25 protein-coding genes are annotated in these 26,171 nt (G+C 41.7%); 23 read left to right on the top strand and 2 right to left on the bottom strand.

Going from position 1 to position 26,171, the window contains the following annotated elements; all coding sequences use genetic code 11:
- The 23 genes from ACIQXP_RS06705 to ACIQXP_RS06595 all read left to right on the top strand — a co-directional run bounded on the left by ACIQXP_RS06705 (position 1) and on the right by ACIQXP_RS06595 (position 23,708).
- On the top strand, positions 1–741 hold the full coding sequence (locus ACIQXP_RS06705) for a hypothetical protein (RefSeq protein ID WP_387505027.1): 741 nt from the start codon (positions 1–3) through the stop codon (positions 739–741).
- Between the two features lie 2 nt (positions 742–743).
- Positions 744–2,102 carry a Qat anti-phage system QueC-like protein QatC gene (gene qatC / locus ACIQXP_RS06700; protein ID WP_387505028.1) on the top strand — a complete coding sequence of 453 codons (1,359 nt, stop codon included), beginning with the start codon at positions 744–746 and terminating at the stop codon, positions 2,100–2,102.
- Positions 2,099–2,833, top strand: a complete 735-nt coding sequence (gene qatD / locus ACIQXP_RS06695) for a Qat anti-phage system TatD family nuclease QatD (protein WP_387505029.1) — start codon at positions 2,099–2,101, stop codon at positions 2,831–2,833. The genes qatC and qatD overlap by 4 nt, the downstream gene beginning before the upstream one ends.
- Positions 2,834–3,136: 303 nt before the next feature.
- Positions 3,137–3,310, top strand: a complete 174-nt coding sequence (locus tag ACIQXP_RS06690; RefSeq protein WP_205055451.1) for a SymE family type I addiction module toxin — start codon at positions 3,137–3,139, stop codon at positions 3,308–3,310.
- Between the two features lie 267 nt (positions 3,311–3,577).
- On the top strand, positions 3,578–3,826 hold the full coding sequence (locus ACIQXP_RS06685; protein WP_387505030.1) for a hypothetical protein: 249 nt from the start codon (positions 3,578–3,580) through the stop codon (positions 3,824–3,826).
- On the top strand, positions 3,823–4,221 hold the full coding sequence (locus tag ACIQXP_RS06680) for a type II toxin-antitoxin system VapC family toxin (RefSeq protein WP_387505031.1): 399 nt from the start codon (positions 3,823–3,825) through the stop codon (positions 4,219–4,221). The genes ACIQXP_RS06685 and ACIQXP_RS06680 overlap by 4 nt, the downstream gene beginning before the upstream one ends.
- Before the next feature lie 126 nt (positions 4,222–4,347).
- Positions 4,348–5,019, top strand: coding sequence for a response regulator (locus tag ACIQXP_RS06675; protein WP_387505032.1), 672 nt, complete (start codon positions 4,348–4,350; stop codon positions 5,017–5,019).
- A gap of 485 nt (positions 5,020–5,504) precedes the next feature.
- The gene (locus ACIQXP_RS06670) at positions 5,505–7,712 is read left to right on the top strand and encodes a TonB-dependent receptor (RefSeq protein ID WP_387505033.1); all 2,208 of its coding nucleotides are present in this window, start codon (positions 5,505–5,507) and stop codon (positions 7,710–7,712) included.
- Positions 7,713–8,290: 578 nt separating this feature from the next.
- Positions 8,291–8,506, top strand: coding sequence for a hypothetical protein (locus ACIQXP_RS06665; protein WP_293741224.1), 216 nt, complete (start codon positions 8,291–8,293; stop codon positions 8,504–8,506).
- A 218-nt stretch (positions 8,507–8,724) separates the two neighbouring features.
- A complete protein-coding gene (locus ACIQXP_RS06660; RefSeq protein ID WP_387505034.1) occupies positions 8,725–9,522 on the top strand; it encodes an MbnP family protein in 798 nt (265 codons plus the stop codon).
- 5 nt (positions 9,523–9,527) lie between these two features.
- The gene (locus tag ACIQXP_RS06655) at positions 9,528–10,610 is read left to right on the top strand and encodes a cytochrome-c peroxidase (RefSeq protein WP_387505035.1); all 1,083 of its coding nucleotides are present in this window, start codon (positions 9,528–9,530) and stop codon (positions 10,608–10,610) included.
- 6 nt (positions 10,611–10,616) lie between these two features.
- Complete coding sequence (locus ACIQXP_RS06650; RefSeq protein WP_387505036.1) at positions 10,617–11,474, top strand: MbnP family protein; 858 nt, start codon at positions 10,617–10,619, stop codon at positions 11,472–11,474.
- 5 nt (positions 11,475–11,479) lie between these two features.
- Positions 11,480–12,526, top strand: a complete 1,047-nt coding sequence (locus tag ACIQXP_RS06645) for a cytochrome-c peroxidase (RefSeq protein ID WP_387505143.1) — start codon at positions 11,480–11,482, stop codon at positions 12,524–12,526.
- Between the two features lie 8 nt (positions 12,527–12,534).
- Complete coding sequence (locus ACIQXP_RS06640) at positions 12,535–13,461, top strand: transporter family protein (protein WP_387505037.1); 927 nt, start codon at positions 12,535–12,537, stop codon at positions 13,459–13,461.
- A gap of 24 nt (positions 13,462–13,485) precedes the next feature.
- The gene (locus ACIQXP_RS06635) at positions 13,486–13,995 is read left to right on the top strand and encodes a hypothetical protein (RefSeq protein ID WP_387505038.1); all 510 of its coding nucleotides are present in this window, start codon (positions 13,486–13,488) and stop codon (positions 13,993–13,995) included.
- 16 nt (positions 13,996–14,011) lie between these two features.
- A complete protein-coding gene (locus ACIQXP_RS06630) occupies positions 14,012–14,653 on the top strand; it encodes an SCO family protein (protein ID WP_387505039.1) in 642 nt (213 codons plus the stop codon).
- Between the two features lie 33 nt (positions 14,654–14,686).
- Positions 14,687–14,941 (top strand): YHS domain-containing protein, encoded by a 255-nt coding sequence (locus ACIQXP_RS06625; protein WP_387505040.1) that lies wholly within the window; start codon positions 14,687–14,689, stop codon positions 14,939–14,941.
- Positions 14,942–14,945: 4 nt separating this feature from the next.
- Positions 14,946–15,341 (top strand): hypothetical protein, encoded by a 396-nt coding sequence (locus ACIQXP_RS06620; RefSeq protein WP_387505041.1) that lies wholly within the window; start codon positions 14,946–14,948, stop codon positions 15,339–15,341.
- On the top strand, positions 15,342–17,528 hold the full coding sequence (locus tag ACIQXP_RS06615; RefSeq protein WP_387505042.1) for a TonB-dependent siderophore receptor: 2,187 nt from the start codon (positions 15,342–15,344) through the stop codon (positions 17,526–17,528).
- Between the two features lie 14 nt (positions 17,529–17,542).
- Positions 17,543–18,637, top strand: a complete 1,095-nt coding sequence (locus tag ACIQXP_RS06610) for a PepSY-associated TM helix domain-containing protein (RefSeq protein ID WP_387505043.1) — start codon at positions 17,543–17,545, stop codon at positions 18,635–18,637.
- 438 nt (positions 18,638–19,075) lie between these two features.
- A complete protein-coding gene (locus tag ACIQXP_RS06605) occupies positions 19,076–20,941 on the top strand; it encodes a sensor histidine kinase (RefSeq protein ID WP_387505044.1) in 1,866 nt (621 codons plus the stop codon).
- A 217-nt stretch (positions 20,942–21,158) separates the two neighbouring features.
- Complete coding sequence (locus ACIQXP_RS06600; protein WP_387505045.1) at positions 21,159–23,369, top strand: ATP-binding protein; 2,211 nt, start codon at positions 21,159–21,161, stop codon at positions 23,367–23,369.
- A 153-nt stretch (positions 23,370–23,522) separates the two neighbouring features.
- A complete protein-coding gene (locus ACIQXP_RS06595; protein ID WP_293741212.1) occupies positions 23,523–23,708 on the top strand; it encodes a helix-turn-helix domain-containing protein in 186 nt (61 codons plus the stop codon).
- A 218-nt stretch (positions 23,709–23,926) separates the two neighbouring features.
- Here the strand turns inward: ACIQXP_RS06595 and ACIQXP_RS06590 are convergent, their stop codons facing one another.
- The gene (locus tag ACIQXP_RS06590; RefSeq protein ID WP_293741211.1) at positions 23,927–25,300 is read right to left on the bottom strand and encodes a hypothetical protein; all 1,374 of its coding nucleotides are present in this window, start codon (positions 25,298–25,300) and stop codon (positions 23,927–23,929) included.
- 658 nt (positions 25,301–25,958) lie between these two features.
- The gene (locus ACIQXP_RS06585) at positions 25,959–26,168 is read right to left on the bottom strand and encodes a helix-turn-helix domain-containing protein (protein ID WP_090983850.1); all 210 of its coding nucleotides are present in this window, start codon (positions 26,166–26,168) and stop codon (positions 25,959–25,961) included.
- Positions 26,169–26,171 lie beyond the last annotated feature (3 nt).

Here is a 26,171-nt window from a genome sequence, read left to right as displayed (position 1 = left end):
ATGGGAACATCTAAATCATTTTCCGATGTAAAGCACTCAATGGTTCCAAATTGGGGTACGCTTAGTTCTTCGCTTACCTCAAATTGTGATTCGTCTGTTCTAACTGATCAGAAACTACGAACTATAATTGGGAATTTCGTTTCAGCATTGGGTGGAGCATCAACAGGAGGGCGTGGGGGCTCGAGTGTAGGAGGAAGAAGCAGTATCAGAACTGCAAAGAAAATCGGAGGAATATTTTCAACATTTATTGGTTCGGGTAATAATATTAGAACAGCACTTGAATCTACCGGTTTAACAGATATTGATAATAAAACGGTTGGTGACGTCATTAATCATCTAATTGAATATTGTTCTGGTAATGCAACAACTATAGATGATAATGCAGCAAAAGAAGCTACAAGATTATTATTAGAAGAATTAATGGGGCAGGCTGAATCTATAGATGATGTGCAAACTTTACTAGAAGAAACCTTTACAACCAATACATTGGAAGATGTAATAGTAAAGTATTTTGGCTATTACATAAATGAGCTTTTATCAAAGTGGTTTTATGAAAATTTAATAAAAAGTAAGAGCGAAAGTGATTGCAATAATCTTTTTACCCAAATAAAAAATTTCATAATTGAAAGAGTTGGAGATATGCATAAAAGAAATCCATTACAAAACATTGATTGGAGTTCAGATGAAGCCGATAGGCTTGTAAAAAATATTCAAGAAGATATATTAACCGTATTTGAATAGTTATGAGAGTAAACGTAGTTATTGAGAACCCAGATTATGGAAAGTTCTCAGATTTACAGCTTTGTTATATAGATAACGGAGTGAATAGAAATGTTTCATTATCTTTCTTAGGATATGAAAGAGTTTTTGATTTCTCATCTGATTTTACTTCTGTAAAATTTGATTTTTTTCTTGTATCAGCAATTGTTTATGGTGTGGATAACTTACTTAGCCGTGCTAATTACTCAAACGATGGCTGGACAAGAGATATAGAAGTAGAGTTTCCTGTGAATAATTTAGCTATTTGGAGTGGTAAAGAAGATAAATTTAAACAGATTTTAGATTTCTTAACAGGAGATAATTGGCAGATTTCATTCCGAGAAATTGAAGATATTGATTTGTTTCAACCACGTGCGAATAGAAGAAAAACTCCAACTTATGAAAAAAATACTATTAAATCTGTAAGCTTATTTTCAGGTGGATTAGATTCTTTAATAGGTGTTATTGATGAATTGGAGAAGTTAAGAAATAATGAAAGGATACTTTTAGTTTCTCATTTTGATTCAAAATCACCAGGTCCAAGTGGAGACCAAAGAACATTATTGAGACATTTAATAACTCAATATCCAGATAAAATATATTGGGTACAATCAAAATTAGCATTATCAAGAAAAGACTCAGATGATAACAGAGTAACCATAGAAAATAATTATCGCAGTCGATCTCTGTTTTTTATTGGGTTAGGTTGCTATTTATCTCCAGTCGATAATTTAATCATTCCTGAGAATGGTACAATATCAATTAATTATCCTCTTACACCTTCAAGAGTAAGTTCTTTGAGTACAAGAACAACTCATCCTTATGTTTTAAAAAATACACAGGAATTACTTAGGGAATTGGGATTGTCTACCGTGATACACAATCCTTATACGTTTAAAACAAAAGGAGAAATGTTTACAGAATGTGCAAATCAAACATTTATACAAAGCATTTTCCAAAAATCGGTTTCCTGTGGAAAAAGAGGAAGAAAGCAAAATTGGGAAGTAAAAAGAGGTGTTCAGGAGTGTGGGATTTGCATGCCTTGTATTTATAGAAGGGCTGCTTTGCATAAGGCAGGACTAGATAATGAAAACCAATATGGGAATTTTATTACTAGGCCAGATTCAAGGAAATACAGTACAGATTTGCCAGCATTAATTAATTATTTAAGAAAAGAGATTTCTTTGGAAAAAATGAAAAGAGATTTATTAGTAAATGGTAATATCGAAATAAACGAACTCACGGATTATGCTGAAATGGTATTAAGGTCAAAACAAGAAGTACTAAAGTTGTTTAGTGACAAAGGAAATATATTTATTAAATCTGAGTTAGGGTTAAGATGATTATTGATACACATTGCCACATAGATTTATATCCTAATCCAAAACAAGTACTGAAGGATTTAGTAAAAAATGATATAACGGTACTAGCGATGACAAATCTTCCAAGTCACTTTGAAATGGGATATATGCACTTTCAATCGTTAAAACGGATACGATTAGCTTTAGGTATGCATCCTTTAATGGCAGATTCGCACGAAAAGGAGTTTAATAAATTTCTCAAAAATATCAACAAGACGTCATACATTGGTGAAGTAGGTTTAGACTTCTCTAATGAGGGTATTTCTACAAAAGAAATTCAAATAAACACTTTTACCAAGATATTAAAGGCCATCTCCGGGCAAAAAAAAATTTTAAGTATTCACTCTAGAAAAGCTGAAAAAGAAGTTTTAGAGCTTCTAATAAAAAACAGCATAAAGTCTGCAATTTTCCATTGGTATTCAGGAGGAATAAATATGATTGAAGATATTGTAGACACAAAATATTTTTTTTCTATTAATCCGGCTATGACGAGATCTGCATCTGGAAGAAAAATCATATCAAATATACCCAGAGAGCTCATTTTAACTGAAACCGATGGGCCATTTATTAATCATGGTAGTCTTCCGATAAGACCAGGTGAAGTGAAAGAAGTAATTTCTTTTTTAACTAATGAGTGGCATTTAGAAGAAGCAGAAATACAAAAAATAATTTTTAATAATTTCAAGAGGCTGCTTAATCAATTAAATATTTAACTATAAAAAATACAAATATCAGCCATTTATCTCATGACCAATTAAAATAAAATTCCTATATTTATTGTGCGAACGTTGTTGGAGCAATCCAATAGACAAAATTTTATTAACAATATCCAGGCGAGCAGTTGAAAGTACTGTGCATTTCCGGTCTCCGGCGACGTTCGCAGCGACCTGGTGTTTTATTATTTTTCAACTATGCGAACGTCGAAAAAAACACCAAAAGTAACCCAGGAGTTACAACCGAACAAAACCTGTAGGTGCGGAGCCTGTGAACCCAGAAAACCAAAACTTCCAAACGGAATGAGAAGGTTAAAAATTCAACCAAAATGTAGGGATTATGCCTGGAACAGATCAATTGTTCCACAAATCATGTTACAAGGAAAATGGTTGGAGCAAATCGGTTTCGAATGCCATTCACATGTAATCATTACTACATTACAGGGTAAGTTAGTCATTGAGATTGACAAAGAATAAATTACCGTAGCCTATCGGCAACATCGTTGGTAGGCTGCTTTAAAATGGGAAATAAAATATTTGCCGATAATGTGAAAGTTGCAACCATTTGCAACCATAAAAAATCTATAATATAATAGCCGACTTAAACAAAAAATAGTACTGAAACGTAAATATAAAATCATTAAATTAGTAATAGAAAATATATAAGTAGAACAATTACGACAATGGCTATCTAAAGCAAAAACACTTTTTTATTATTTTTGTAATCATAAATTACGACAGAAAATGAAAACAGCAGATATAAATATCAATCTGATAGACAGTTACTTCACCTTGCTGAAAAGTTTAAGTCCCGATAATAAGCTGGAGCTTATCGCCCGACTGTCAAAATCAATGAAAACGACTGAGAGGAAAGAAAAAGAAATTTCTTTGGATGTGTTATATGGCTCCTGGGAATCTGACCAAACCGCTGATGAATTGGTTGCAGAACTTAAAGCAGCAAGAAACTTTACCAGAAAAAGAGAAGAGTTGTGAACAAATACTTGCTTGACACCAATATATGCATTTATTTTATCAAAGGAAAGTTTAACCTGCACGAAAAAATAAAAGCCATAGGCGAAGAAAACTGCTTTTTGTCGGAAGTTACCTTAGCAGAGCTTAAATTTGGTGTTGAAAACAGCATTCATAAAGAAAATAATCGAAAAAACATAGAAGCATTTATAGCAAAATTTATCATTCTTCCCATTTTCCCTGTTCTCGACATTTATGCAAAAGAAAAAGCCCGACTGAAAACCAAAGGCCGCGTGCTAGACGATTTTGATTTGCTGATCGGAACAACAGCCATTTTCAATAACCTAACCTTGGTAACAAAAAACGTAAGCGATTTTGAACGACTTGACGGAGTTGTTATTGAAGATTGGACAACTTAAACAAACACCTGTAAATTAGAACCATCTTTGAACATCCGAAAGGTAACCCGTAATTGATCATGTGTGATCCTGATTAATTTTGAGCCGGGAGCCCCAAAAGGCTTAAATCATTTAAGATAGTGATATATGTTTAAAAAAGTACTCATTGCAGAAGACGAAGAATTTATGAATATCGCACTGAGGATGGCATTGGAAGACCTGGGCATTGTACAGGATAACCGCGATTATGTAGTGAACTGCGATTATGCCTATAGCCGGGTAAAAAAGGCCATCAGCGAAGCTCATCCCTATCAGTTGCTTATTGCTGATCTATCTTTTAAGGGGGATACTGAAAAAAGGGAAATTTCTTCCGGCTGGGAATTGATCCGGACGGTTAAGGAAATACAGCCGGCAATCAAAGTGATGGTTTTTTCTGCAGATGACCGTAAAAACATTGCCGACCGGCTTTTTAAAGATTACCAGATTGATGCCTACGTGCATAAATCTTTTGGCGCAGTTAATGCTTTTAAAACAGCAATAAAAACCGTTAACGATGGCCGGAAATATTGCTCAGCCAATCTTCGCCGCTTTCCGGGTGATGAAATTTTAGCTGAACTGACCGGCGAAGAAAAACTTATTTTAAAACTCACCACCGAAGGGGTAAAGCAAAAATCGATAGCAGCCTATTTCAAAAAAAAGGGAATGTCTTCATCCAGCCTGAGCCATATTGAGAAAAAACTTAAAGCCCTACGGGAGAAATTGAATATTTCCTCGACATTTTTGCTGGCCTGGCATTGCAGAGAAAGGGGCATTGTATGAATCTTTGCGGCTTTTAAATCAGGTCAATTTGAGGAATTCTGATCCGCCTGAAAGTAAAACGCATCTCATCGTCATTTTATTTCATGATTACCCCTCGTAAAATGTTGCTAATCAAGATTAAAAATATTTGTTCTGTAGTACTTATTGTTTAGTTTTTCAATATAAAATTTATCAGTAAGAAGCTTTAAATACTTTCAATAAAAACGATTTTAGTGAGTTAGGTGATCTTTTTTTTAATCTCAAAATAACCTTTTAAATTTGAGGTAACAGGAGCATGGCCGGTTGCGCCGGTAATGCAACAAAACGGCACGATTGTGAATTGCTTTAAATTTTTCATCCTGCAAAAAAAGCAACCTGATTTTACTAAAAAAGATGAACGCCCCGCCGATACACATAGTGGGCCAACTCACCGGTATTCGTTTTATTCTCTGCGAAGTGATGGGCTAATGCGAAATCATTTATAACATTTTGTAGTTTCGCCCCCGATGAAGATTTTTTATGCGATGATGCTGAGCCTGTGCTCAACAAGTCTTTTTGCGCAGGTTTTAAAGGGTAAGATAAACACTGCCGGGGATTTCCCTTTAGCAGATGTTTACCTGGAGAACCTGCGGAGCAAAAAGCATGCACATACCAATGAGGCTGGTTTTTTTATGATGAAAGAGGTAAGAAAGGGCGATTCCATCCGGGTAACGCTGCTGGGTTATTTACCTGTAACAACAGCTGTAGACGGATTTGAAATGAATATCAGTTTATTACCCGCTAATTTCCAGCTCAATGAAGTGGTTGTATCGGAAGGTATAAACCATCTATCGTCTGTAGCGGCTGTGGATCTCGCTACAAACCCGGTAAATTCTTCGCAGGAACTTTTAAGAAAAGTACCCGGCCTCTTTATCGGCCAGCATGCCGGCGGGGGAAAGGCAGAACAACTTTTTCTTCGTGGTTTCGACCTGGATCATGGAACAGATATCAACATTTCTGTAGATGGTATGCCGGTAAACATGGTCAGTCATGCGCACGGGCAGGGTTATGCAGACCTGCATTTCCTGATTCCTGAACTGGTGGAAAAGATTGATTTTGATAAAGGCCCCTATCATGCAGATAAAGGTAACCTGGCTACCGCCGGCTACGTTGCATTCCAGACAAAGGACAGGTTAGATCACAACTCCCTTACGCTGGAGGGCGGAAAGTTCAATACCTTTAAGGGACTTGGACTGATTAATCTGGTAAATGATGCCAGACAGGCGGCCTATGTAGCCGGGAGTTATATGAAAAGCGATGGTCCTTTTGAGGCTAGCCAGGATTTTAAAAGGCTTAACCTGATGGGGAAATATACCCGGTTGTTCAATAACCTCGATAAGCTTTCGTTTTCAGCCATGCACTTTAATAGTTCGTGGCTCGCCTCCGGCCAGATTCCACAACGTGCGGTAGATGAGGGACTCATTTCCCGATTCGGGGCTATTGATGCCAATGAGGGTGGAAAAACCAGCCGCACCAATCTCAATCTGCAATACGATCAGTTCATCAATGAAAGTACCTCGCTCAAATCCAGCGCCTTTTACAGCCGTTATGATTTCGGGCTTTACAGCAACTTTACTTTTTTTCTTAGTGATCCGGTGAACGGAGACCAGATTAAACAGCAGGAGGGCAGGAACATATATGGGCTGCAATCGGTATTGAATAAGAAATACAGTTTATCAGGGGCTGACTATGGCATGCAGTTCGGTGCCGGCTTAAGGGCAGACCAGGTTAAAGATATTGAGCTTTCCCATACGCTAAACCGGAGCACTACCCTTGAACAGGTTCAGTTTGGTGATGTTTCTGAAATTAATGCTTATGCCTTTTTGAATACAGAGATTGATATGGGTAAACTCCTGATCAATCCTGCCGTTCGCCTGGATTACTTTAACTTTAAGTATGTTGATCATTTGAATGGTAATTTTGCTGCCCGTACAGGAAAGGCCACGATAAGTCCTAAGCTGAATTTTCTATATAACGAGCGTAAAGACCTTCAGTTCTTTTTGAAAATGGGGAAGGGATTTCATAGCAATGATTCGCGCGTGGTGATAGCAAAGAAGACTCAGGAAATCCTGCCGGCTGCTTATGGAGCAGACCTTGGGGCAAGCTGGAAACCGGCACCACGTTTGATACTAAACGCAGCCCTGTGGTATCTTTATCTGCAACAGGAATTTGTATATGTTGGTGATGAAGGGGTAATTGAGCCCAGTGGGAGAACAGCAAGGAAGGGGATTGATTTTGGATTGCGCTACCAGTTAAACAATTGGTTTTTTATAAACGGCGATATGACCTACAACCACGGGAGGGCACCGGATGAGCCGGAAGGGGCAAACTACATTCCCCTTGCGCCACCTTTTACCTTTACCGGGGGGCTGAGCATGAAAGACCTGGATAACTTCTCCGGGAGCATTAAGGCCCGCTATCTTGCCTCACGCCCGGCTAATGGGGATAACTCCATTATTGCCAGGGGTTATTTTATTACCGATGCCAATGTGAACTATATGTGGAACCGTTTTACCTTTGGCTTGATTACCGAAAACATTTTTAACCGGGCATGGAATGAAACGCAGTTTGCAACCGAATCGAGGTTGCAGAATGAGCCCCTGCCAGTGGAGGAGATTCATTTTACGCCGGGAACGCCTTTCAGTATCAGGGCTACTGTATCGCTCAGGTTCTGATAGATGACCAGAATAAAAAGATGCGCACAAAAAAGAGAAAAAGCAGGAACCCGCCAACCGTAAAATCCAGCATCAAGGAAAAGCTGCAGGCAAATACCGCTGGCCATGCCGTTAACAATACCACAATTACATGATTACATAAAAATGATGGAAACCTGTTGAATTTCTGCCTGATGCAGCCAGGTGTTAAACGCCGGCGCAGGCTTTATTTTTGTTGTAAACATAAGGCCCGAATAGATCAACTCGGCCGATTTACGCTTACACAATAAATTAAAGAACGCCTCAGATAAGGGGATAAACGGCTTAAGCCAGTAAATTTTCACCTCAAAACGGCTTTTTGAAAAGGCTTTGTGGTAATTTATTTGTTTTATTTTATTTTCGGGTTTGTTTATCGTTATCTTTGCGGCGAAATGTTGAACAGGTTTGTTGCCATATCTCTATTATTTGCACTGATCGGATCCAATTTTTCGCGTTTTTTTATCTATGCCGGTTTCGAGGTAAACCAGAAGTATATAACAGAAAAACTATGCGAGAACAGGAACCGTCCGTGGATGCACTGTAATGGGAAATGTTTTCTGATGAAGAAATTAAAGCAGGCCGAGGAAAAGGAGAAAAAACAGGAAAGGGAAAACCAGCGAAGCCATTACATGGAAGCGTTGCCTGCCGCTGCCTCGTCCTTTACCTTTAAACGCTCAACTGTTAAAATGATCTATCCGGAACGTCAGGTGCCGGGTACCATGCACCGTGCCTTTTCTATATTCCAGCCGCCAAAAGCCTTAAGTTTTCAGGCTTAAACCCAATTGTTTTATCTTTTTTTGCCGGTTGCATCCAGGAATTTTCTGATTGCCAGGCATTTGTATAATGTTCATCCATGGTTGTCATTTTTTTGGCTAACCCTGGTGTTTAGGCCTGTATTTTATTTTCGGGAGAATTCTGCCCAAAAAATCCAAATGACAAACCCATACCGTAATGGCATACGATAGGTATGCCCAAACGAATTATATTAAAAAAAATGAAAAAATTTTTAACCATCATATCATTATCTGCAATTTTATTTACTTCATGTTCAAAAGATGAGTTGGTTACCGTTGCCGATGGTGCCGGCAAAACTACCGTTACTTTTGATGCTACCTTTAATGGCAGCGATTTTGCATTGAACAAAGACTTCGCCCTGGGCACCAAAACCTTTAATTTTACCAGGTTCAGGTACTGGGTAAGCAACGTAGCGCTGGTAAATGCAGCAGGCGAGGAAGTAAAGGTTCCGGGATCTTATTATTTATTGGAGGAAACAGGTGCCATAAACCTTGTAGGGGTAAACAATGATAATGCCGGAACCATCTACCCGGCAACAAAACGCGAAGACGTAGTGCTGAAAGAAATTCCTGCCGGTGATTATAAAGCCATTAAGTTTGGCGTTGGGGTAGACCAGAAATATAACGATAATATGAGCCTACAGTCGGGTGAGCTTTCTCAGTTGAACGGGATGACCAACGTATCGTGGATGTGGCTGACCAGCTATATCTTTACTTCGGCTACCGGAACCGTTAAAGAAGGCACTACCAGTAAAACACTTAAGGTAGAAACAGGGTTAAACGCCAATTATAAAACGGTTGCATTGAATCTTCCACAAACCATTAAAATCGGCGCTTCAAAATCAGCAAACATTGTTCTCAATGTAGACCTTTCAAAAGCATTTGACGGCATTGATGTGATGGCTACACCAACTGTCGGCGCATCGCAGGCAGCTGTAATGAGTGCTGTAGCAGCCAATTACAGTGGTAAAGTTTTTTCGGTTAAGTCTGCAAACTAATTGGCATGAGCGGCAAATATGCAGTCCTGCATCTTTCTGCCTTGATTCTGATTTCGGGCACGGTGATATCCTGTAAAAAGGATCACAGCGCTATTGAAAATTTCCCGGCACCTACACCAGCCAGACTGGAAGTGCCGGGTAATTTCCCGAAGGTAGCAGACGATGCGGACAATCCGCTTACTGCTGAAGGAACTGAGCTGGGGAGGATCTTATTTTATGACGCAAGATTATCAGGAAACAACAAACTTTCCTGTGCATCCTGCCACAGGCAGGATATTGCCTTTTCTGATGCAACCGCATTGACCAATATCGGGGTATCGGCTAAGCCCCTTCACCGCCATACACCAACACTGTTTAATCTGGCATGGGCAAAAAGCGGCCTTTTCTGGGACGGTGGATCAAAGAACCTCGAATCGCAGGCCTTAGGACCATTGACCAGTGAGGATGAAATGCATCAGGATCTTTATGAGCTGGAAAGGGAACTAAAAGCGGTGCCGGATTACGTTAAAAGGTTTAAACTGGTGTTTAACAGGGAAATAACCTCGACAGATGTACTTAAGGCATTGGCACAGTTTCAAAGGACATTGATCTCTGCTGGTTCAAAATATGATCGATATGCCAGGAAAGTGCCTGGCGCGACATTGAGCAGCCAGGAAATGGAGGGACTTGCGCTGGTAAATGCAAAATGTGGCAGCTGCCACCAGGGTCAACTTTTTACCGACTACAGCTATCACAATAACGGCATTGATGCCGCTTTTCCAGCCGATCTGGAAGGCATTTACCAGGGAAGGTACCGTGTGAGCTTTGATGCGGCTGATATAGGAAAATTCAAAACCCCTTCATTAAGGAACGTGATGCTCACCGCTCCGTATATGCATGATGGACGATTCAGTAACCTGGACCAGGTGTTAGAGCACTATCGTTCGGGAATCACCTATTCAGCAACTGTAGATCGGGCCCTGTATCAAAATAATGGCAATTTAGGTATTCCGATCTCGCAGGCAGAAAAAGCGGCCATAAAAGCTTTCTTATCCGCCCTTACGGATGATGCTTTCACAAAAAATAAAAAATTCAGTAATCCTAATTAATGTATAATGGAAAAATTTAATAAAAGATATAATCAGTTCATTTTGCTCCTGGCCTGTTTTTCAATATTGGCCTCCTGTAAAAAAAGTGATGAACCCGCTCCGGAATTTGTGGAAACCAATCTGGCACCTTTTTCAGTAGAGTTCGATAACATCATTGGCGACCGCACGCTTACCTTCAACAATACCGCTGCGCCTTACACCAACGCAGCCGGCGAAAAGTTTACCGTTTCCATGCTGCAGTATTTCATCAGCAACATTAAGGTGGCTACCGCAGATGGAAAAGAATACGCAGTAAAACAGGATAGCAGTTATTTTCTGATCAGATCATCAGACAAAGCTACCCGTTTTGCAAAAGTACGCGTGCCTGAGGGCGATTATACCAGGCTTACTTTTACTTTAGGTGTAGATAGCCTGAGAAGTACGATGGGCATTGATAAGCGTACAGGAGTACTTGACCCGGCAGCAAATGGCGATCATGATAGCGGAGGCATGTACTGGGGCTGGAACTCCGGTTACATATTTTTCAGGTTTGAAGGAAATTCAGGGGTGATTTCGGATGATGCAAATGGTGATCCAACCGGAAAGAAACAATTCAAATACCACATCGGCGGCTTTGGTGGTTATGCTGCGCCGACAATCAACAATATCAAAACCATCACCGTCGATCTGACCACTGCAGGTATTGCCAAAGTGAGAAAGGACAGGCAGAGTAACGTGCACCTTTTTGTAGATGCGATGAAGGTATTTAACGGGCCTAATGGCTTTAGTATCGCCGCGCATCCCAATGTGATGTTCAGCGATTATAGCGTAAACATTGCAAAAAACCTGACCAGTATGTTCAGACACGACCACACCGAAAACTAGGCATGATGAGTAAAAAACAGCTATTGATTATTTTTTCGCTATGTCTTTTTGTTTACGCCTGCAAGAAGAGCGATATGGTGCAAGAGCAGGTGGAAACTTTTCTGGGATTTCAGCAACCGGCCAATTTTCCGCAGCCGGTTTACAACCTTTCTGCCAATCCGGTAACCAGGGCAGGCTTTGAGCTGGGGCGAAGCCTTTTTTACGAAGCCAGGCTATCCAGAAACAATACGGTAAGCTGCGGCTCCTGCCATATCCAGTCTTCTGCTTTTACGCAGCACGGGCATGATGTGAGCCATGGCATAGATGACCGCCTGGGTACCCGGAATTCTCCGCCAATTATGAACCTGGCCTGGAATAAAGCTTTTATGTGGGGCGGAGGCATTTTTGACCTCGACCTGCAGCCTGTTGCGCCCATTACCAACCACGAAGAAATGGATGAAAGCGTGGATAACGTGATGGCAAAACTGAGGCTATTGCCAAAATATACCACCCTGTTCAGGAAAGCTTTTGGCAGTGAGGAAATCACCACTGCAAGGATGATGAAAGCACTATCGCAGTTTATGGTGATGTGCATCAGCAGCAATTCCAAATACGATAAAGTGATGAGAAAGGAAGCGGGTGTATCCTTTACCACTCAGGAGCAGCAAGGTTATCTGCTCTTTAAAGAGAAATGCGTTTCTTGCCACAGCGAGCCTTTGTTCACCGACGGATCTTTTCACAACAACGGACTTTCTTTAAGCCCGATAAATGACCAGGGATTATATACAGCAACGCTGATTGCAACGGACAGGTACAAGTTCAAGGTACCATCACTCCGAAACCTGAAATATACAGCGCCTTACATGCATGACGGCAGATTTTTAACGCTTGACGGTGTACTGGAACATTACAACTCGCAGGTGCAGGACCTTCCAAACCTGGATCCCATCCTAAAGAATGGCGCCAGGTTGGGCATTGCCCTGAGTGATGATGAAAAGGGGAAACTCCTGGCATTTTTAGCTACACTGAACGATGAGACTTTTATAAATAATCCGGCCCTGGCCGAACAATAACAATTTGGATGAGCATAAAAAAAACATTGATATGGATCTTTCTGATGGCACTTAGCTTTCCTTCCCTGGCCTGCGATATCTGCGGCTGCGGGGTGGGGAGCTACTACATCGGGATCCTGCCCGAATATAACAAGCGGTTTTTAGGGCTGCGTTATCAGTACAAATCCCTGCATACCCACCTTGGGCCGCAAGGGGAGCGCACGCCGCTGACCGCAGACGAGACCTACCAGAGCGCTGAACTGTGGGGAGGATGGAACTTTGGAAAGAAGTTTCGCGTTTTAGCATTTGTTCCTTATAACTTCAACCAGCGTAAAAGCCAGGAAGCAAATGGTACAAAGAACGGACCAGGCGATATTGCAGTAATGGGATACTATAACCTGTTCAACCATACTGGCACCCTGGGCGAAAAACTACTTGTACAGTCGCTTTGGGTGGGGGCTGGTATTAAGGTACCTACCGGGAAATATGAACCTGCCGAGCGCCTGGCCGTTCAGGAATCGCCCAACAATTTCCAGCTGGGTACCGCAAGTACCGATTTTACAGTAAATGCAGCTTATGATATCCGCTATAACGACCTTGGACTGAACCTGAATGCCAACTATAAAATAAATACCGAAAACCAGTATGCGTACCGTTACGGCAATAAATTTACCGCAAACGCGCTGGTGTACTATAAGTTCCGCATCGCCCATACCGTAACGGTAGCGCCAAATGCAGGGCTACTCTATGAGACCGCGGATAAGGATGTGGAGAACAAAAAATATATGGTCGACGTGTCTGGTGGTTATTCGCTTTCAGCAGTTGCAGGCCTGGAGGTTGCCATGAAAGGACTTTCGGTAGGCGCCAATTATCAGAACATCAGATCGCAGGACCTGGCAGGCGGAAGGGCATATGCCGGAAACCGCCTGATGGTACACATGAGTATTCCGTTTTAAATACACAATCTAAAAATTCAAGTTATGGATATTAAAAATTTAATCAAAAAAAGTTTAGGTGCCTTAGGTGCATTTGCCTTCTGTGCAGCAATGACCATTGGCTGTAAAAGTGAACCCGATTATAAAACCGTACGCCAGGAGGTGATGGATCTTCATGATAAGGTAATGGGAGATGGGGAAAAGGCAGTAAAAAACAGAATGGTACTGGATACCCTTTCCAAAGTAAGATTAAAGGAGCTTAAGCAGGCAAAGCCCGATCTTGATACCACGGAGGAAAAAAATAAAATCAGTTTATTGATTGCAAAGCTGAATAAGGCAGATGATAATATGATGGACTGGATGCATCATTTCCAGCCGGATATTGAGGGAAAGAGTAATGGAGAGGCGGTGAAGTATTTTCAGGCTGAGATGATCAGGATCAAAAAGCTTGATGGTGAATACAAAAAGGCGCTGGATGAATCGGATGCTTACCTGGAAAAGTTTAACCTGAAACCTGCTTCAGCAGTGGCTGAACATGACCACAGTAAACATTAATTTAAAAAGCGAATAGATGAAGAAGGAAACTTTAAAGTGCCTGCTGCTGCTTGCAGTGGTCGCCATGATCTGCTCGTGCGGGCAAACAGCGCGCAGATTGCCGCTGATACCGGATGGGGTGAAGCAGACCATGGTAGATGGAAAACCCGTGATTGATACGGTTTACAAAGCCATATCGGATTTCAGCTTTTTAAACCAGGATAGCTTAATGGTAACCAATAAAGATTTCGACGGCAAAATCTATGTGGCGGATTTCTTTTTTACTTCCTGCCCAACCATTTGCCCCATCATGCACCGCAACCTTTTAAAAGTGTATGAAAAATATAAGGGCAATCCTGAGGTGATGTTTTTATCCCACACGATTGATTACCGTTATGATATTCCATCGAGGCTGAAGGCCTACCGTACCAGGCTTGGGGCAGCAGGTAAACAATGGCAGTTTGTGTGGGGAGCTAAGGACCTTGTTTACGCCATGGCCCAAAAGGATTACCTGGTGTCGGTCAACGAAGACAAGGCCGCTCCGGGAGGTTATGTGCACCAGGGTTATCTGGTGCTGATCGATAAGCACCGGAGGGTGCGCGAAGCGTATGATGGAACCAAGCAAGATCAGGTAGAAAAGCTAATGGGAGACATGGATATTCTTTTGAAAGAAAAATAAAGAATCAAAGCCGTGACAACAAAAGTAAAAAAGATGAAAAAGATAAGATATATAATAGTAGCGATGCTGTTGCTGGGTATTTCTGTTGCTAAAGCAAACGATAAGGTTGTTAGCGAAACCCTGCAGACGGACACGCTGAAAAAAGACGGTAACGATCCGGTATGCAAAATGAAGGTAAAAGCAGGCCATACCAGAACAGCCGTATATGAAAAGACTGTGTACGGATTCTGCTCGGAAGGCTGCAGGAAAAAATTTGTCATTGAACCTAAAAAATATATCAGGAAATAGCCGGATGACAAAGAAATTATTGGTTCTAACCCTGGGCATTGTCCTTTTTTCGCTAAACCTCAAGGCACAGGAAAGCTTTGAAAAATGGCCTGCACTTAAAAATTTTCATACTGTTATTTCGCAGACTCTTCACCCGGCAGAGGAAGGAAACCTTTCTCCTGTAAAAAAACGTTCAGGCGAACTATTGCAAAAAGCGGTGTTGTTACATCAATCCGATATTCCAGTGGGATTTTCGAGGCCTGGAATAATCCCGGCTGTCCATAAGCTTTACCTGGCAAGCGCAGCGTTAGATAAACTTGTTAAGCGTAAAGTTGAGGATAAATTGATTTTAGCCGGGCTTAAACAGGTGCATGACTGTTTCCATACCATTGTTGGGATTTGTAGCGACAAAAAAGATTAAATGAAAAGAATAGTGATTACAGGCTTATGTTTTTTAGCCTTAACAGTTGGGGTAAGTGCCCAGCAAAAAACAAAGGTAAAAAAGGATACCGTGAGCGCTGCACCAGATACATTGGCAAAGGTACTCGATGAAGTCAGGATCAGCTCGCGTTATTACCGCAGGTATAACCTCAACAAATCTTCAGCTGCGCTGAAGCTGAATACCCCGCTATTGGAGCTGCCGCAGAACATCCAGGAGATTGATCAGCGCCTGATTGAAGACCAGCAGGCCATCACCATTAATGAAAGCGTAACGCGAAACGTGAGCGGGGCACTGCGAAACAATAACGCAGACCTGTACAATTCTTCGGTATTTATGCGCGGGGCGCAGATTACCCCGATGCGTAACGGCCTGGACCTATCCATGATTTATGCAGGGCCCAGCGCTGAGGATGCGGCCATTATTGGCCGCGTAGAATTTATAAAAGGTCCATCGAGTTACATCAATGGTTTATTCGACCCTGCCGGATCTTATAACGTACTCACCAAGCAGCCTGCCGGTACCGGGAACCGTGAGGTTAGTTTTACTACGGGAAGCTTTAACCTGTACCGCCTCAGCGCAGATTTGGATGGAAATCTTGATAAACGTGGAAAGTGGCAGTACCGTTTAAATGCTGCCGGGCAAAAGTCCAAATCCTTCCAGAAGTATAATTTCAATGATAAGGTTGTGGTAAATCCGGTTATCAGGTACAATATAAACGATCATGCTTATGTTTCTGCTGAGTATCTTTTCCAGGACCAGCGTTACCAGCAGTATTTTGCTACTGTTTTCGCCCCCAATGGATTTGCAAGTTTGCCGGCAGATTTTACCATAAACGATCCGAATAAGGCGCCATTTAAATCCATAGAGCACAATGGCTTTTTAAGCTATCATAACGCTTTTAACAAAAACTGGCACCTCACAATCAACACTGCCTATGCCAGGGACCACCTGGAAGGTACTTACTTTTTTGTTTCGCGTTATAATGCTGCCCAGCCCAACCTGATTATGCGCAGGGCAACTTACGAGCGCCTAAATACCGGTGTACTGGCTATTCAGCCCTACATCAGTGGTGAATTTTCTACCGGTAGTGTCCGTCACCAGTTGCTGGGCGGGGTAGATGTTAACCGTAAAAAGTTCATCTCTTATTCCGGATCTGGCGATCCGACCGCCAACCAGACCCTTTATCCTCTTGATGCAAACCATCCCGTTTACGGCATTTCTTTTGATGCCAACGTGAGAGCGGGCTCATTGTCAGCTATCGCGACCGATCAGCAATCCATTTCTTACCAGGCTGCTTATGTGCAGGACGAACTTGGGCTGTTTGAAAATAAATTAAGGGTTACTTTAGGAGCAAGGCTAACTTTTAGCAAAACCGGCGTACAAAAAAGCCCAGCAAAAACCAGCTTGGGCGAGACTAACAATACTGCCTTTACGCCAAAACTGGGATTGAGCTATTCGCTGAGGTCTGATTTTTCGGTATATGCACTATATGACCAGACCTTTACCCCGCAGAGCGGCGTAAATACCAGCAGCGGCGAAGCATTTAAGCCATTAAGGGGCGAAAATCTGGAAGCAGGCCTTAAAAAAGACTGGGTGGGCGGAAAATGGAATACAACAGTGTCCCTTTACCGGATTATCCGCGATAATGTTAAAGTGACAGATCCTTCCACCAATATCCAGACGCAGCTGGGCCAAACCACCTCAAAAGGGATAGAGTTTGACCTTAAGGGGGAGATTGTTAAAGGACTTAATGCAGTAATCAATTATGCCTATACCGACAGTCACATTTCGAAAGATGAGAATCCGGCCAGGCTAGGGCTCACCACGCCTTTTACGGTGAAGCATATCCAGAATACCTGGCTGAATTACCTGCTGCCGGTTGAGAAAGTGCGGGGCTTATCCATATCAGCAGGCTACCAGCTGCAGGCGGGCAGGGCAGGCCGCTATGAACTCCAAAAACTATCCCTTGCCCCGGTGTTTAGGTTAGATGGTGGTATAGGCTGGTCACAAGGCCACTTCAGCGTAAACGGAATGGTAAACAATATCCTGAACAGGTTTAACTACGGAAGCGCCTGGATTACACCATCTTCAGCAACCATTGGCACCTATGCTTACGTACCTTATCCGCCAAGGGAATTTAGGTTAAATGTTGGCTATAAATTTTAATATTCAGGAGCGTGATGGATTGGAAGAAACGTTTAACAAAGATATCCTTTAAGCTGCATGGATGGCTGGGACTTGCAGCAGGTATATTCTTTTTGCTTTATGGAATAAGCGGTTCGCTGCTGGTTTTCAGGCATGAGCTTGAGCGCTATTTCAATCCTGAGCTGCACCGTCTGGTTCCCGCAGCAAAAAAGCTTCCTGCCGATGACCTTTACCGGATGGTGCTGCATAGCCATCCAAATCTAAAAAAAGTCGTCCTGCATGATTTTCCCAGAGACAGGTATGACAGTTATGAGTTTATGCTCTACAAAAGACAGCAAAAAGTTTCTGATAACTACCTGTATTATGTTTTCGTAAATCCCTATAACGGACAGATCCTCAAAGAAGGCGGGTATGATGAGTTTTCGCCATCCTTTCTGCGCTGGGTTTATACGCTTCATTATAGCCTGCAGCTGGGTATTCCGGGCATGCTGATCAGCGGGATACTTGGTCTGGTGATGCTGCTATCGCTCATCACCGGCACGGTAATTTACCGCAAACATTTCTGGAAAGCCTTGCGTTTCAGGGCAGGCCTGAACTTTAAAAGTTATCGAACGGGCATCTCCTCCCTGCACCGCATTATCGGCGTTTGGGCATTGCTGTTTAATATCATACTGTTTTTTACCGGCTTCTGGATGCTTAGGGAGTATTTCAACCCTGCCATGTGGGTTCTTCCAAAGCAGCAGGCAAACTATGAAGTCCCTGCAAATATCGATCGCCTGGTGGCCCTGGCCTGTAAAACTATTCCAGGCTTTGTTCCAATTGCGGTAAATATTCCAACGGTAAAAGGTGCTGACATTTTATTGCGTGGCCAAATGCCCCAAACCAGCAATGTGCTGCTGAAGGGGAAGGCCAGCGGCATCACCTTCGATGCACAGACCGGCGAAATGAAAGATAAAAAGGTAATTGATGAGCAAGGGTTATCTGAACGGCTTGAGCATATGGCTTACGAACTTCATGCAGGTGCTTTTGGCGGTGATATCTTAAAATGGATATATGTGCTGTTTGGTCTCACACCGGGTTTCTTATCCGTAAGCGGGGCACTGCTTTGGCTAAAACGAAAAAAAAGATAGCTCATGAGCGCTGTTAAAACCTCATCTGCTCTTCTCTCAGTATTGATGCTGGTTTTTTTATCCTGTCCGGCTGTTCCGGCGAAGCGAAAAACCGGCCTGCCCTGGTAAAAAAGCATTTTGAAAACGAAATGATGGTATGATCTGGTTCTACGGCATCTGCCGTTGGAACTAATTAAACCGGCTAGCGGGCTTTTTTAAAAGAAAGGATTGATTATTTAAGAGTAGTATGGTCAGGTAAATAAATGAGATTTTATAATTAAGCAATTCGCAGCTTCATTGGCTTCATTTCAACCAAAACCGGGGGATAATAAAAAATGTCAAAGTGGGCTAAACTTTAATTTATGTTTATGGGTTATCTAATTAATAATTTTTTTAACATGAAACGTTGGCTATATACCTGATACGATTTGATTTGCCGCCAAAAACTTTTACTTAGCTATGAAAACTCCTTCCTTAAATAAATTGGCGGATACTATGAGCCTTATTCCCAGTTGTTTGATGATGGTTTCGCCCGAAAATACGGTAACGGTGGTCAACCATCATTTTCAGCAATGCCTTCCGGGTGCTACCGGAAGCATGATCGGAAGCGATTTTAAAAATTGCCTTGAACATATCCTTGAAACATGGAAGGGAACCAACATTACACACTTACGCGGAATGGATGAGTGGTTTTCAGCTAATTATGCCATTCTTGCAAGCCAGAAAGCTAAAAATACCTTTCTTAACAGATTCAGCGGGGTAAGCTATAACACAGTTGAGGAACATGGTGCGCTAACGGCTGTTATCATCAACTTCGGTATTGAGGCACCGGTAAAAAATGAAATTGCCGTTTCAGATCTGGAAATGGCTTTCAAAAACATGACTGATGATACAGATATCCTGATCAGTATTGTAGATGATTTCGGAAATATCGAATACAGGAACCCCGCCTGGGTTAGGTATATGGGAGAAGAAATACCTCAAAAGGGGAGATTTAAATGGGAAAATGCCATCCATGTTGATGATTTAAAATCTTTTCAGAAGAGACTTTACGATGCCATATCAAAAAAAAGTGCATTCAGTGCTGAATTTAGGATGAAAGATCAATATGGGAGATTCCGATGGTTGAAAATCAAAGGAACGCCCAGGCTAAACGGCCAGCAACGTTTTTTAGGGTACATTTGTACCGGAATTGAAATTAGCGGATTAAAAAACCAAATGGCTGAGCTTGTAAGGCTAAACGCAGAACTTACCCAGTCTCATGCTGATCTTATGGCAAGCAAGGAGGAGCTTCAGGCTGCTTTTGATGCAGCAGAAATGGGGAGTTGCAGCCTTGATATTAAGACGCTGAAAGCCGAAATGTCAAGAGCGTACCGTAACCATTACGGGCTTCCGTTATCGGGCGAAATCAACTGGCAAATGGTTACCGATGCTGTAGAGCCACAATACAGGGAAGAAGTAAACCGTGTGCTTGCCCAGTCTGCACAGCATGGCGCACCTGTAGATAGTACTTACCCCATCCGGCATTTAATATCTGGAGAAAGAAAATGGATGCGGGTAGTGGGTAAAGTAAGAAAAAGTGAAGATGGCATACCCAAATCCATTTATGCTGTTGTAATGGATGTGAGCCGCCAGATGGAAGAGGAAAGCAGAAAAAATGAATTCATATCCATGATCAGCCATGAGCTCAAAACCCCATTAACTTCAATTGGTGGCTTTACACAGATTTTGTTACATAAAGCACGGAATGGCGCCAATAAAGACTTTGCTCCAATCTATAGAAAAATCCAGCGTCAGCTTGGAAAAATGGCCAGGATGATTGAGGGCTTTCTGGATATATCCAGACTCGAAATCGGAAAAATTATGATCAAAAAGGCCGAATTTGATTTTGCCTTACTGTTTGAAGATTGTAAGCAGGAGTTCAACAATGAAATTCAAACCCATCACATTAACTTCAATGGAATAGGTTCAGTAATGATTGATGCAGACAGAGATAGGCTCGAAATGGTTTTACACAACTTAATAAGCAATGCAATCAAGTATTCTCCGATCGGATCAGCGATAGATGTGAGCTATCAACTCGCAGATGCAGATCTGATGGTAAGCGTAAGGGATCGGGGAATGGGCATTTTGGAGTATGAAAGAGACAAGCTTTTCAGGCGGTATTTCAGAAGTCAAAATCAAAAAATCCTCACGGTGGCAGGTTTTGGTATAGGACTGTTTATCTGTGCAGAGATTTTACGGCTGCATAACGGAGAAATCAGTGCTGAAAATATAACAGGGGAGCCGGGCGCAAAATTTACATTTAAAATACCTCTTTGCTGATCATGGTCAGGATCATCATAAGCTATATTTTTGTTAACCCGAAACCATTAGCACATCGTTATCGTTAAATGCGGATATCATTTTTTTTGATATCTATTAATTTTTTTATCTTCAATACTTACAGGCGTTAATGAGAAATCGCTTTAGACCAGTTTAGTAAAATGGTTTATTATCGCCACAAATAACGTGAAGTTTTGAAACTGTGAATATATAAAGAATGAGTAAAGTTGATATTTTAGATTTATGTAGTCGGGAACAGATACATATTCCGGGCCACGTGCAGGCACATGGTTATCTTATCATCCTTGATTCTGTCGGGATAGTAAAATATTGTAGTGCAAATTTCAATGAATTGGCCAGACAGGAGCTGGGTATCGAAATTCTCGGGCGTTACATTACCAGTATCAGCGCCGTTCTTGGTAAACCGGCTGATGATAAATTTATTGAATACATCATTAACCTGTCCTGGCAGGGAAAAGAGTTTAAACCGCACAACCCTTACGTGGTGAATATAAAGGGACATGCTTATAATATGATTCTCTCGCTTTCAGGCGAGTATTATATTCTTGATTTCGAGCCTGAGGCGTCTGATTTATATACCGATCCGCAAAACACTGTAGGTGCTGCGCTATCGCAAATGTTGGCCGCAAAAGAACTGCAAACCATTCTCGAAAATACCGTGATCGAAATCAGGAGAGTGATCAACTATGACAGGATCATGATCTATAAGTTTCATGATGATGGCCATGGCGAGGTTATTGCTGAAGATAAGCAACCTGATTTGGAAACCTGGCTTGGATTACACTACCCGGCATCCGATATTCCACAGCAGGCACGCGAACTCTACAAAAAAAATTATACAAGGTTGATTGCAAATGTTGATGATGTTCCGGTTCCCATATTGGGCATGAGCAATATCCCTGCCGATCTGACCAACAGTTCCATAAGGGCAGTATCTCCGGTCCATATCACCTATCTTAAAAATATGGGTGTACAGTCTAGTTTTAGTGTCTCCATTATTGTAGATAATGAACTTTGGGGCCTCATCGCCTGCCATAACTATTCACCCCGTTTTATAAATTTCAGGCAAAGGGAAACTGCTAAACTAATTGGTCAGGTATTAAGTTCAGGTGTAGGCCTTAGAAACCAGGAAAAAATTCATCAGGATAATTTAACCTTACAATCTGTTGTGATGGAGGCTGCCAGGAGTTTATTAAAAAATAATAAAATTCCGGATGTTATTTCAGATTGCGGTCAGGGAATAATAGCTGCATGCAAAGCCTCTGGTATTGCTTTATATTTTGAAGGAGCGCTGTATTCATTTGGTGAAGTTCCGGATGATCAGGATATGCTTAGCTTGGTTGAAGAACTAAACGGATGCAACAACGGTTTAATCATATCACAGCGCCTGCTGGAGGAGCTGCCACGAGCGCAGTTAAACAGCAGTAAATTTGCCGGTTTGTTAGCCTGCAAACTAACCGAAGATATAAAAGACTGTCTTTTATTATTTAGAAAGGAAGTTTCCCTTACCGTAAAATGGGCAGGCGACCCTGCCAAAATTATCCGTTTTGACAGTAACGGAAACCAATATATTTTACCAAGAAACTCTTTTGATCAATGGTCACAGCAGGTTAAGGGCAATTCAGAAAAATGGTCAGAAATCGAAATACAAACATTACTGGAAATCAAAGATGAAATTAATTTCGCCATAGGGCGTAAAACCATCGAACTCCGAATCCTTAATGAAAAGCTTCGTGATGCTTATGCAGAGCTCGATACCTTTGCGCACACGGTTTCGCACGATTTAAAAACACCCATTACAGCCATCAAAGCATTTGCTGAACTGATTTTACGCAGGTCATCAGAGGATGAAATCAGAAAGATGTCTGGAAAGATTGTCGATAATTCTGCAAGGTTGAGCAATATGATCGGCACTGTTCTTGAATACGCCAAAGCGGGTCAGAAACTTTTGAATAAGGAAAAGGTAGATATGACCTCGTTGATAAGCGAAATCAAAGATCAGATTTTAGTTGGCGTAGTGAATAAAAATCTACAGATCAATATCCTTCAAACACCTGATATTGATGGAGATCCCGTTCTCCTTTTCCAGGTTTTCTTAAACATTATCGAAAATGCGGTTAAATATTCGCATAAAACAGGCTTTCCGGTTGTTTCCATTGATGGAACTATTGCAGACAATGATGTTGTTTACCGTATTACAGACAATGGTGTTGGCATTAATTCAGAAGAACAGGCCAAAGTATTTGGTCTTTTTACGAGGGTTGGTAAAACAAATGAATTTGAAGGCAATGGCGTTGGCCTGGCCACGGTAAAGAAAATTATTAACCGCCATGGGGCAACAATCAAAATTGAAAGTGAAGAAGGAAATGGAAGTACTTTTGTGCTGTCATTTCCGTTAGCAGGCTAGCGCGAAGGTGTTGAAATCAGTAAATATTTAATTCGTTTTGCGCGATATGATACGGGTAATCATACTGATTTAAGGTAGGTTATGCCGTTTACACAGTAAACTAAGCCGCAACTTTTTGTTTATAAGTAAAAAAGATAAAAATATGAGGGCTTTATGGAAGATGTATTGCGATTAAGCGAAAAGCATGTTATCGGCAATATCAGAAAGATCAGGGAATACAGGGCTTACACCCAGGAATATCTGGCTGCAAAACTAAAAATATCGCAGAATGCTTACCGCAAAATCGAAATTGGTGATAGTAAATTAATGATCGCCTGGATTTTACATTACGAGGCTTAACCGGTAATCAGAATAGGATTTATACAGACATTTCCAAAAAGCAAATTGAGTTCAAACCAGCCTGGGTGGTAACATGCAATTGCTTGTAAGCAACCAAACATTTATACAGCGCTCTAGAAAAACTTCAAAAAGGAAATAATATCGCTTTCATTTCATTTATAAATACCCTCTTCCTCCATTGTACAGGTAAAATGAGGAAGAGGTAAGATTTCATCAGATCAGGAATTAGGGTTATCTACTGGTTTAAATGTCAGCTCGAGCCAGAACCAATAGGCAAACCTTTCGCTGGCATCTCTTGCTGAACGCAGATTGGTAACCTCATAGTTGGCAGGTATTTTAATTTCCTGGTATTTTAACAGCTGTTTATCTTTTAACATTGCTGTCTCGCTTTCTGTACCGTCACTATAAACAAAGTTGATTGATTTTAGTGGGGCGAGCCCAATATACGGAGGCAGATAGTAAAACCGTAAAGCAACAAGTTCCTTATCAGGATCAACTCTGATTGTTTTAGTTTTATCGCCACCCGTTTTGGTTGCCCGCTGGCCGTCGTGGCTTTCAAAATTAACCTGGAAGCTGTCCAGGCTATCTCCATAGTTGTATACGATTTCCTTGATCTTTCCGCTTTTCTGCGTTTCATTTGCCGGCCGTAAAGGGCGCAGCTCATTTTCGTTGCCGGGTGAGAATGGGCCTATTGTTATTTGATTGAAAGTTGGGTCAATGTTCGGCGGTGAGCTCTCCGCGCCGGGAACCAGTCGGTTGACATAAAAAAAAGAGGCATATGATTGGGCAAAATCGGCCATCCAGAAAGACATCCAGCCTTCCTTGATTTTCAGCAATTCATCCTTCCGGTAATCTTTGCCGTCTACAAACCGGTAGCTCTTTTTAAAAGATCTTTTCGCAAAGGTATCGTTTATTTCAATATCAGTATCTTTGATGAGTTTTCCGCTGGTTTTACTGTCATACATGATCTGTGAGGCGCGCCACTCCACCAGCGCCGGGATCTGTTCAGTAAAAAATGACTGGTAATTTTCAATCTGCCGTTCCAGGTCAATTACCCAGGCTTCGTCAGATTCGCCGTAAAGTGCTTTTCCGGAGTCAATGCGCTCTTTCAGTATGGCCAGGTGTACCAGTGAAAATGCAACGGTAAATGGCACAAGCTTCTCTTTGTTTTTAGATTTGATCAGCTTAAAATACATCTCGGTACATCGGCTGATAAGGGTATTCAGCTGCATGGCCTGCTCCAGCTTGTTTTTGGCGACAACATAAGATACCATGTCGCTTTTAATTGCCATGAGTTCGCTACCATCACGGGTAATTTCAAACTCAAGGATAGCCAGGTCTACCATCCTGGCTACGTTCTCACTTACCTGAGCCCATATATCTGCTTTGGCTTCCTGCCAAAAGCTTTTAATCACATAACTGATGGCCCCACCGATATAAGGTGCCTTGGCAGCCAGGGCAATCACAACGGTCCTTGCCTTAGATTCCCAGCTTGATTTTGGAAGGGGCGGGGGATGGGGGAAAAAATCTTTGCCAGATAAGATTAGCCGCTCGTAATCGGTCGGCGTGTGTTTGAGCGTGGTTGACATCATTATTAAATTTAAGTTGATAAGGTTCAGGTAAAACCATATTTACATCAGCATAGCCAGGTAATAACAGCGTGATGATGAAGTCTTTTCCTGTTTACAATCTAAAGTATGAAAACCAGATGATACCGAAGGAAAAATGTAATCCGGGAATAGTAACAAATTTGAAAGATAAATTAAAATGCCGGGGATTTTTTTATGGCATAATTTCCGCGGCATACTGATGGCACCGGTGCAGGCTTATGTGTTGGGGGGGCAATCTGCCGGGTGTGTGGTATAATACCTGTGCTGCTGAATCAGTTTCAGAAGCGGAGTATTTTCAGGATGTGGTTTGCAAAAAAAGGGGTAGATCAAATCCATGATCAACCCCTTTCTAAATTAACGCTCTCAGGCTTTCGTCTGATGTAGGTCTCTCACCTCCTACACCGCAATGATACGGAAAATATCCCTTATAATCTTTATCCTGGTTTTCTGTCGTGGCCCAAAAATCCGGCAAATGCCTCATCCATAGGCATCTTTTGACCATAATTTTTCACTTCACGGGCTAAGCAACAATTGTCAAATACGTCCATCAGTATTTGAGGGTAGAAGTGGTCCAGGGGAAATAAGGTGCTGATCAAGAGTGATGACCTAGGTACCAAAGAGAAACAAATCATCCATGAAACTAGTCTTCTTTCCTAAACTCCAGCAGGTCTCCTGGCTGGCAGTCAAGGGCCTCACAGATAGATTCCAGTGTGCTGAATCGAACCGCCTTTGCTTTCCCGGTTTTAAATATAGAAAGGTTGGCAAGTGTTAAATCTACCTTTTGGGCCAGCTCATTAAGCGACATTTTCCGCTTGGCCATCATCACATCCAGATTTATTACTATCGGCATAAG

The organism is Pedobacter suwonensis (genome assembly GCF_044762335.1).
Taxonomy (GTDB): Bacteria; Bacteroidota; Bacteroidia; order Sphingobacteriales; family Sphingobacteriaceae; genus Pedobacter.
Note: the sequence above shows the minus strand (reverse complement) of the source record. Positions and strands in the feature narration are given on the sequence as shown.

Excerpts from the sequence above, each read along its gene's own strand:
- ACIQXP_RS06650 (WP_387505036.1), top strand. The coding sequence starts at position 10,617 with ATGGAAAAATTTAATAAAAGATATAATCAGTTCATTTTGCTCCTGGCC.
- ACIQXP_RS06685 (WP_387505030.1), top strand. The coding sequence starts at position 3,578 with ATGAAAACAGCAGATATAAATATCAATCTGATAGACAGTTACTTCACC.
- ACIQXP_RS06595 (WP_293741212.1), top strand. The coding sequence starts at position 23,523 with ATGGAAGATGTATTGCGATTAAGCGAAAAGCATGTTATCGGCAATATC.
- qatD (WP_387505029.1), top strand. The coding sequence starts at position 2,099 with ATGATTATTGATACACATTGCCACATAGATTTATATCCTAATCCAAAA.
- ACIQXP_RS06660 (WP_387505034.1), top strand. The coding sequence starts at position 8,725 with ATGAAAAAATTTTTAACCATCATATCATTATCTGCAATTTTATTTACT.
- ACIQXP_RS06655 (WP_387505035.1), top strand. The coding sequence starts at position 9,528 with ATGAGCGGCAAATATGCAGTCCTGCATCTTTCTGCCTTGATTCTGATT.
- ACIQXP_RS06690 (WP_205055451.1), top strand. The coding sequence starts at position 3,137 with ATGAGAAGGTTAAAAATTCAACCAAAATGTAGGGATTATGCCTGGAAC.
- ACIQXP_RS06590 (WP_293741211.1), bottom strand. The coding sequence starts at position 25,300 with ATGATGTCAACCACGCTCAAACACACGCCGACCGATTACGAGCGGCTA.
- ACIQXP_RS06625 (WP_387505040.1), top strand. The coding sequence starts at position 14,687 with ATGAAAAAGATAAGATATATAATAGTAGCGATGCTGTTGCTGGGTATT.
- ACIQXP_RS06645 (WP_387505143.1), top strand. The coding sequence starts at position 11,480 with ATGAGTAAAAAACAGCTATTGATTATTTTTTCGCTATGTCTTTTTGTT.
- ACIQXP_RS06610 (WP_387505043.1), top strand. The coding sequence starts at position 17,543 with ATGGATTGGAAGAAACGTTTAACAAAGATATCCTTTAAGCTGCATGGA.
- ACIQXP_RS06585 (WP_090983850.1), bottom strand. The coding sequence starts at position 26,168 with ATGCCGATAGTAATAAATCTGGATGTGATGATGGCCAAGCGGAAAATG.
- ACIQXP_RS06640 (WP_387505037.1), top strand. The coding sequence starts at position 12,535 with ATGAGCATAAAAAAAACATTGATATGGATCTTTCTGATGGCACTTAGC.
- ACIQXP_RS06675 (WP_387505032.1), top strand. The coding sequence starts at position 4,348 with ATGTTTAAAAAAGTACTCATTGCAGAAGACGAAGAATTTATGAATATC.
- ACIQXP_RS06705 (WP_387505027.1), top strand. The coding sequence starts at position 1 with ATGGGAACATCTAAATCATTTTCCGATGTAAAGCACTCAATGGTTCCA.
- ACIQXP_RS06670 (WP_387505033.1), top strand. The coding sequence starts at position 5,505 with ATGAAGATTTTTTATGCGATGATGCTGAGCCTGTGCTCAACAAGTCTT.
- ACIQXP_RS06600 (WP_387505045.1), top strand. The coding sequence starts at position 21,159 with ATGAGTAAAGTTGATATTTTAGATTTATGTAGTCGGGAACAGATACAT.
- qatC (WP_387505028.1), top strand. The coding sequence starts at position 744 with ATGAGAGTAAACGTAGTTATTGAGAACCCAGATTATGGAAAGTTCTCA.
- ACIQXP_RS06605 (WP_387505044.1), top strand. The coding sequence starts at position 19,076 with ATGAAAACTCCTTCCTTAAATAAATTGGCGGATACTATGAGCCTTATT.
- ACIQXP_RS06620 (WP_387505041.1), top strand. The coding sequence starts at position 14,946 with ATGACAAAGAAATTATTGGTTCTAACCCTGGGCATTGTCCTTTTTTCG.
- ACIQXP_RS06665 (WP_293741224.1), top strand. The coding sequence starts at position 8,291 with ATGAAGAAATTAAAGCAGGCCGAGGAAAAGGAGAAAAAACAGGAAAGG.
- ACIQXP_RS06630 (WP_387505039.1), top strand. The coding sequence starts at position 14,012 with ATGAAGAAGGAAACTTTAAAGTGCCTGCTGCTGCTTGCAGTGGTCGCC.
- ACIQXP_RS06615 (WP_387505042.1), top strand. The coding sequence starts at position 15,342 with ATGAAAAGAATAGTGATTACAGGCTTATGTTTTTTAGCCTTAACAGTT.
- ACIQXP_RS06635 (WP_387505038.1), top strand. The coding sequence starts at position 13,486 with ATGGATATTAAAAATTTAATCAAAAAAAGTTTAGGTGCCTTAGGTGCA.